Raw genomic sequence first — 6,483 nt, 5'->3', positions numbered from 1 at the left:
CTAAGACCCGCAGTCCTGCGAGCAAGGCGAAGAAAAGCTCAGGCGGGCAAGCGTGGAGAGGGGCGTGCTGGAGACGGGTCCGTCTCCAGCACGCCCCTCTCCACGCCCAAGGATCGAAAGCCGGCTCCAGATCACCCTTGGAGATCGAGACTGATTCAACCAAAACCAGTCGTACTGACAAAATCACTGAGCAGTAAGACTGACAAAGTCATTGAGCATTGACAGGAAGTGGGGAGGCCGGCAAAGAACCGTCTATTCCGATTCAGGCTGCTCTTCCGGCGATGTTTCCGCCGCTTCCTCCGGCAGGCGCAGCCTGGGCGCGACGCGCCGCGCGGTGGTTATGAAGCCGGTGTGGCCTACCATGCGCAGGGACGGCCGTATGGCGCGGCCTGCGACGGCCCACGGGCGCATTAGCGTCTCCACAGTCTCCACCATTCCGAACGCGTCTGAGTCCTGAAGTGCGTGGGTGAAATCGTGCACCTGGAGGACGGTCGGGACGAACGAGAGGATGATGCCGCCGGGCACAAGCGCCTTCGCGGCGTGAGGGACCACCTTGAGCGGGTCGGGCAGGTCGAGGACTATCCTGTCGAGGCTGGACTCCTCTATGCCCTCGTACACGTCCCCGATCTTGAACGTCACTTGCGTCGCATTCGGCATGATGGAAGCGAGATTCTTTTTTGCCTTGTCCTGCATGTCCTGGCGGACATCGTAGGTGATCACCTTGCCGGTGTCGCCGACCGCGCGCGCCAGCACCGCCGTGACGGCGCCGGAGCCGGTCCCGGCCTCCAGCACACGCGCTCCGGGGAAAATATCGCCCAGCACCAGGATCGTCCCCATGTCCTTGGGGTAGACAGGCGTGGCGATGCGCGGCATGCGCTTCGTAAAGTCTGCCAGCGTGGGCTTTACGGCGAGCAGCACGTGGCCGGCCGAGGTGGCGAACCGGTAGCCCTCCTCCTTGCCGATCAGCTCATCGTGCGGGACTATGCCAAGGTGCGTGGAATACTTCTGCCTGGGAATGAGCTTGAACATGTAGCGTCGCTGGCGGCGGTCGATGACGAGGGCGTAGTCGCCCTCCTGGAAGGTGTGTGTGAGGTCTCTTGATGTATGAATATTTACCAACTCAGTCCGAAAACGTAGTGAATTGCCTTCTCAACGGCCGCCGTTTTCTCGTCATTGATGGCGGTGATTCGACGAGTAAGGTACTGCTTGGGGACCGTATCAATTACGTCGATATTGATGACGCAATCCCGAGGCATTCCGTCTTTGGATGATAGCGGAATTTCTGACGGCAACCCCCTCATGCGGGTCGTCACCAGCGCCACGGTCACCGAATCCCTGGAGATATAGACCTTATTGCGTGAAAGGAGCAGCACCGGCCTTGTGCCGGCTGGAGGTCCCAAATCGGCCCACCAAATCTCGCCTTGCTTCATTCCCAAGGATACTGCGCAAACAGGATACTGGCAGATTTTCTGAGCGCTTCCAACTCTTCTTGGGTTTCTGGATTCTCACGGTATGACTGGGCCATTTGCTCATCCCATTCGCGCTCTTGCTCAATTCTTGTCAAAGACTCGACTGCCCTGCGAACGTACTGGCTGCGACTTTCTCCTGTGGTCCGCCTGCGTCGCTCTACTGCTGCCAACGTCTTCTCAGGTAGACTTATAGCTATTTTTGCTGTTCCCGCCATATGTACTCCCTCCCATAAATAGCGGTCATACCACAGTATGACAAAAGTATACCTAGGCGGCTTAAAAAATAGAAGAGTGCACAGTCAACGTGCACTCTTCTATGTTGGCGAACTAGCCCTACGCCTTCTTCCACCGCAGGTCAGGCTTGCGGGCCGCGCGGGCCTCATCCAGGCGGGTGTTGGGCGTGTTGTGGGGAGCGTCGTGGAGAAGCTCGGGGTTGTCCTTTGCTTCCTGTGCGATGGTCTTCATAACCTCGATGAAGGTGTCCAGCGTCTCTACCGACTCCGACTCCGTCGGCTCGATCATCAGCGCCTGCTCCACGATAAGCGGGAAGTACATCGTCGGCGGGTGGATGTTGTAATCGATGAGGCGCTTGGCAACGTCCAACGCGTCCACGTCGTGCGCCTTCTTGAGGTTCTTGGCCGAAAAGACGACCTCGTGCATGCAGGTGCGGTCGTAGGGCAGGTGGTAGTAGCCCTTGAGCTGGCTCTGGACGTAGTTTGCGTTGATCACCGCGTCTTTGCCGATTTTATCTATGCCGGTGTTGCCCAGCAGGCGGATGAACGTGTAGGCGCGGATGAACATGCCAAAGTTGCCCTGGAATGCGCCCATCTTGCCGATGGTCTGGGGCGGGTAGAAGTAGTCGTACGCGTCCTTGCCGTCGTCGCCCTTCTTTTTCGCGACGATAGGGGCGGGCAGGAACGGCGCCAGTCGCTCGCCCACCATTACCGGCCCCGCGCCAGGGCCGCCGCCGCCGTGCGGCGTGCTGAAGGTCTTGTGCAAGTTGGAGTGGATGACGTCGAAGCCGAGCTCGCCCAGCTTCACGCGTCCCAGGAGCGCGTTCAGGTTCGCTCCGTCGCCGTATATGACGCCGCCGTTCTCCTTGACGATGCGGACCACCTCAAGGATGTTCGTATCGAACAGGCCGAGCGTGCTCGGCAGCGTGATCATCAGTCCTGCGAGGTCCGGCCCGACGAGGCTCTTGAGAGCTTCCAGATCGGTGTTGCCGTTCGCGTCGGATTTGAGAGTGACCACCTCAAAGCCCGCCATTGCGGCGGAGGCGGGGTTGGTGCCGTGAGCGCTGTCCGGTATGAGCACCTTCGTGCGCTTGAGATCGCCGCGCGACTGGTGGTATGCCCGCGTCATAAGCATGCCGGCCAGCTCGCCGTCCGCGCCCGCCATGGGGGTGAGGCTCGCGCCCTTCATGCCGGTGATCTCGCACAGCAGGCCCTGCAGGTCGTACATGAGCTTGAGCGCGCCCTGTACGCTCTCCGCAGACTGGTTCGGGTGGATGTTTGCGAAGCCCGGCTGGAAGGACATCTCCTCGTGGAGCTTCGGGTTGTACTTCATTGTGCAGCTACCGAGCGGGTAGAACTGCGTGTCTATGGAGAAGTTGAGCTGGCTGAGCTGGGTGAAGTACCGGACGATCTCGTTCTCGGTGACCTCCGGGAACTCCAGGCTGTCGCGTAGCATCGACTTGTCGGGCAGGGGAGCCGCCGGCACGTCGAGCTTCGGGAGGGTGGTGCCCATCCTGCCCGGCACGCTGCGGTCCATGAGGAGCTTGCGGTTGTTCTGGTCGAGATACTCTCGTGTGATTGTCATGTCGAGTCCTGTTTTCTTGTCTTTGACCCCCTCTCCGTGCACGGAGAGGGGGCAGGGGGAGAGGTCTACCTCTTCGCCGCTGCGACGCCGGATGCAATCTTCTTGAGGGCCGCGGCGAGGGCGTCGATCTCTTCCTTCGTGTTCGTCTCCGTAACTGCGATCAGCATGCCGTTCGGGACCTGCTTGCTGATGTCCAAGCCGCCGATGATGCCTTGCTCCAGCAGCTTTTTGTTGATCTCCGCGGGTGGCAGGGGGCACTTCACAACGAACTCGCGGAAGAACGTGCCTTTAATCGGCAGGGAGTAACCCGGGACCTTTTCGATCTGCGAGGCGGCGTAGTGCGCCTTGTGGTAGCAGAGCTCCGCTACCTTCTTCATGCCCTGCTTGCCCATCGCCGACATGTAGATTGTGGACATGAGAGCAATCAGCGCCACGCTGGTGCAGATGTTGGAGGTTGCCTTCTCGCGGCGGATGTGCTGCTCGCGCGTCTGGAGCGTAAGCACGTAGCCGGTGCGGCCCTTGCTGTCGACCGTCTTGCCGACGATACGGCCCGGCATCTGGCGCAGGTGCTTCTCCTTGCACGCGAAGAAGCCGGTGTACGGCCCGCCGAACGATAGCGGCACTCCGACGGCCTGTCCCTCGGACACAACAATGTCCGCGTCGTACTCGCCTGGCGACTTTAACATGCCGAGCGACGTGGGGTCGGCGCTTACGACGAAGAGCGCCCCCTGGGAGTGCGCCCTCTCGGAGAGCTTCGCCATGTCTTCCATGTAGCCGTAGAAATTGGGCTGCTGGACAAGCAGGCACGCCGTGTCGTCGTCCAGCTTCTCCTGGCCTGCGGGGACGACGTAGTAGTTGACCTTGAGCGCCTGGGAGTAGGTCTGGATGACTTTCAGGTACTTGGGCGAGACCGTCTCGAGGACGGCGATCTTGTCGCGGCGGGTCAGGCGCGCGGCCATGAGCGCGGCCTCGGCAAGGGCGGTAGCGCCGTCGTACATGCCGGTGTTGGCCACCTCCATGCCGGTAAGCTGGCAGACGAGTGTCTGGAACTCATAGGCGGTTTGGAGCGTGCCCTGTGATATCTCCGGCTGGTACGGCGTATAGGAGGTCAGGAACTCGCCGCGGCTGATGATCGCTTTGACGACACTCGGGATGTGGTGTCGGTATGCGCCGCCGCCCAGAAAGCAGGCGAACTTGCCGGGGACGGCGTTTGCGTTCGCCATCGCCTCAAGCTCCCGCTTCAGGTCCATCTCGGCCGTGGGCTCGGGGATGTTCAGCTTTGGATTGCGGTACTGCGCCGGGATGACCTTGAAGAGGTCGTCTACCGACTTGACGCCGATTGCGTCCAGCATCTTCTTGCGGTCGGCGTCCGTATTCGGGCTGTAAGGGGAAGAAAACCGGTCCATGGTTACTCTCTCTACTGCGCTGCGAGGAACTTGTCGTACTGGTCGGACGTGAGCAGCGTGTCGAGCTCACCCTTGTTCGCCAGCTTGACCTTGACGAGCCAGCCGCCTTCAAACGGGGCGCTGTTGACCGATTCGGGAGTCTTTACGATGGCCTCGTTCCGGGCCGTTACGGTGCCGCTCACGGGCGAGTAGATGTCCGAGACGGCCTTGACCGACTCCACCTCGCCGAACTTGGCGAACTGCTGCACCGTTGAGCCCACCTCCGGCAGGTCCACGTACACCACGTCGCCGAGCTGGTCGGCGGCGAAGGCAGTGATGCCGATGGTGGTGGTGCCGTCCTTCTCGATTCGGACCCACTCGTGCTCTTTGCTGTACTTCAAGTCCTTGGGATTCATGCTTTCTTTCTCCGGTAAAACGGCAGGGGAACCACCTCTGCCTCGATCATGCGGCCGCGCACGTCCACCTGGAACCGTGTGCCTTCCGCAGCCATCGAGACAGGGACGAATCCCATGCCTATATTCTTGTCTATCGTGGGCGCGACGCCGCCGCTGGTAACCTCGCCGATCTTCTTCGTGCCGTCGGTGATGTCGTAGCCGTGGCGGGGGATGCCCTTGCCCACCATCTGGAAGCCCACGAGCTTCCTCGTCTGGTTGTCGCGCGCCTTGATGAGGGCCTTGCGGGGAATATACCCCTCGCGGTCGATATCGATGAACCGCTCCACGCTCGCCTCATACGGGTTGACAGTGTCGTTCATGTCATTGCCGTGGAGGGGCAGGCCGGCTTCCAGTCGCAGGACGTCCCGCGCGCCAAGGCCGCATTCTCTCGCACCCCTGTCCTTGAGTGTCTGCCACAGCTTGGCGGCCTTGTCTTTGGAGGCGATAACCTCAAAACCGTCCTCGCCAGTGTAGCCTGTTCGGCCGGCAATCGCCGGTATGCCCGCGACCTCGAACTCGGCGATGGCGAACGGCCTGATAGATGCTACGTCGTACTTCGTCAGTCCAGCCAGCAGCTCGGCTGCCTTGGGACCCTGTAACGCCACCATTGCGAACTGGTTGGAGATGTTATCGATCTTGACCTTGTCCTTCGCCGGCGCCCACTGCGCGATCCACTCCATGACCCTGTCCAGGTTGCCTGCGTTCGGCACCAGCAGGTAGCGGTCATCGCCGCGCCTGTAGACGATGCAGTCGTCGATGATCCCGCCCTGCTCGTTGCAGATAACGCCGTACTTGGCGCGGCCGATCTTGAGGGTGGAGACATCGAAGCTAAAGATGGAGCTTATGAACGCCGCCGCGCCGAGGCCCTCGATCTTCACGCGCCCCATGTGGGAGACGTCGAAGATTCCGGAGGCGGTGCGAACGGCCTTCGCCTCCTCAAGGATGCTGGTGTACTGGACGGGCATGTCCCATCCGCCGAAAGGCACCATGCGCGCGCCGCTGGCGATGTGAGTCTCATAAAGGGGAGTGCGCTTCAGTGTCTGGTTCGTCTGGTCCATCAGGGCCTCGGTAAAAGGTAGTCAGGCAGGTCAGGACAACATTGCGCCCCCAAGAGCGCCTGCACGGGCTATGCAAGCATTGGGGGCGAGCGGCGGGCAGGGGAGTCCGGCCCGGCACGCAAAGTCCAATCATATCGTCCCGTACAGTTTAATACCTTATTGGCACCAGACACAATCAGAGCCACCGGAGATGTCTTTGCTCAGTGATATTGTCAGTAGGTAACTGCTCAGTGAATATGTCAGTCCATGAGAGGACTACATTTGACCGAGCGAGAAGCGAAGAGAGCACAGATACTGA

General features: G+C 60.7%; 7 protein-coding genes. All 7 read right to left on the bottom strand.

Annotation, left to right across the window (positions count from 1 at the left end):
- Positions 1 to 252: 252 nt before the first annotated feature.
- On the bottom strand, positions 253 to 1,119 hold the full coding sequence (locus FJ319_14210; protein ID MBM3935419.1) for a tRNA (adenine-N1)-methyltransferase: 867 nt from the start codon (positions 1,117 to 1,119) through the stop codon (positions 253 to 255).
- A complete protein-coding gene (locus tag FJ319_14205) occupies positions 1,113 to 1,430 on the bottom strand; it encodes a type II toxin-antitoxin system PemK/MazF family toxin (GenBank protein ID MBM3935418.1) in 318 nt (105 codons plus the stop codon). The genes FJ319_14210 and FJ319_14205 overlap by 7 nt, the downstream gene beginning before the upstream one ends.
- Positions 1,427 to 1,684: a ribbon-helix-helix protein, CopG family gene (locus tag FJ319_14200; GenBank protein MBM3935417.1), complete on the bottom strand. Its 258-nt coding sequence runs from the start codon at positions 1,682 to 1,684 to the stop codon at positions 1,427 to 1,429. Before FJ319_14200 ends, FJ319_14205 begins: the two co-directional genes overlap by 4 nt.
- Before the next feature lie 118 nt (positions 1,685 to 1,802).
- The gene (locus tag FJ319_14195) at positions 1,803 to 3,287 is read right to left on the bottom strand and encodes a glycine dehydrogenase subunit 2 (protein MBM3935416.1); all 1,485 of its coding nucleotides are present in this window, start codon (positions 3,285 to 3,287) and stop codon (positions 1,803 to 1,805) included.
- Between the two features lie 65 nt (positions 3,288 to 3,352).
- A complete protein-coding gene (locus FJ319_14190) occupies positions 3,353 to 4,693 on the bottom strand; it encodes an aminomethyl-transferring glycine dehydrogenase subunit GcvPA (GenBank protein MBM3935415.1) in 1,341 nt (446 codons plus the stop codon).
- Between the two features lie 11 nt (positions 4,694 to 4,704).
- Complete coding sequence (gene gcvH, locus FJ319_14185) at positions 4,705 to 5,088, bottom strand: glycine cleavage system protein GcvH (protein ID MBM3935414.1); 384 nt, start codon at positions 5,086 to 5,088, stop codon at positions 4,705 to 4,707.
- The gene (gene gcvT, locus FJ319_14180; GenBank protein MBM3935413.1) at positions 5,085 to 6,185 is read right to left on the bottom strand and encodes a glycine cleavage system aminomethyltransferase GcvT; all 1,101 of its coding nucleotides are present in this window, start codon (positions 6,183 to 6,185) and stop codon (positions 5,085 to 5,087) included. Before gcvT ends, gcvH begins: the two co-directional genes overlap by 4 nt.
- Positions 6,186 to 6,483: the final 298 nt, after the last annotated feature.

It is taken from the genome of SAR202 cluster bacterium (genome assembly GCA_016872355.1).
Lineage (GTDB): Bacteria > Chloroflexota > Dehalococcoidia > Lucifugimonadales > VGZY01 > VGZY01.
This window is presented reverse-complemented; position numbering and strand designations above follow the sequence as displayed.

What these genes read in the sequence shown, in the direction of transcription:
- FJ319_14190 (MBM3935415.1), bottom strand. Translation starts at nt 4,693, where the DNA reads ATGGACCGGTTTTCTTCCCCTTACAGCCCGAATACGGACGCCGACCGC.
- FJ319_14200 (MBM3935417.1), bottom strand. Translation starts at nt 1,684, where the DNA reads ATGGCGGGAACAGCAAAAATAGCTATAAGTCTACCTGAGAAGACGTTG.
- FJ319_14205 (MBM3935418.1), bottom strand. Translation starts at nt 1,430, where the DNA reads ATGAAGCAAGGCGAGATTTGGTGGGCCGATTTGGGACCTCCAGCCGGC.
- gcvT (MBM3935413.1), bottom strand. Translation starts at nt 6,185, where the DNA reads ATGGACCAGACGAACCAGACACTGAAGCGCACTCCCCTTTATGAGACT.
- gcvH (MBM3935414.1), bottom strand. Translation starts at nt 5,088, where the DNA reads ATGAATCCCAAGGACTTGAAGTACAGCAAAGAGCACGAGTGGGTCCGA.
- FJ319_14195 (MBM3935416.1), bottom strand. Translation starts at nt 3,287, where the DNA reads ATGACAATCACACGAGAGTATCTCGACCAGAACAACCGCAAGCTCCTC.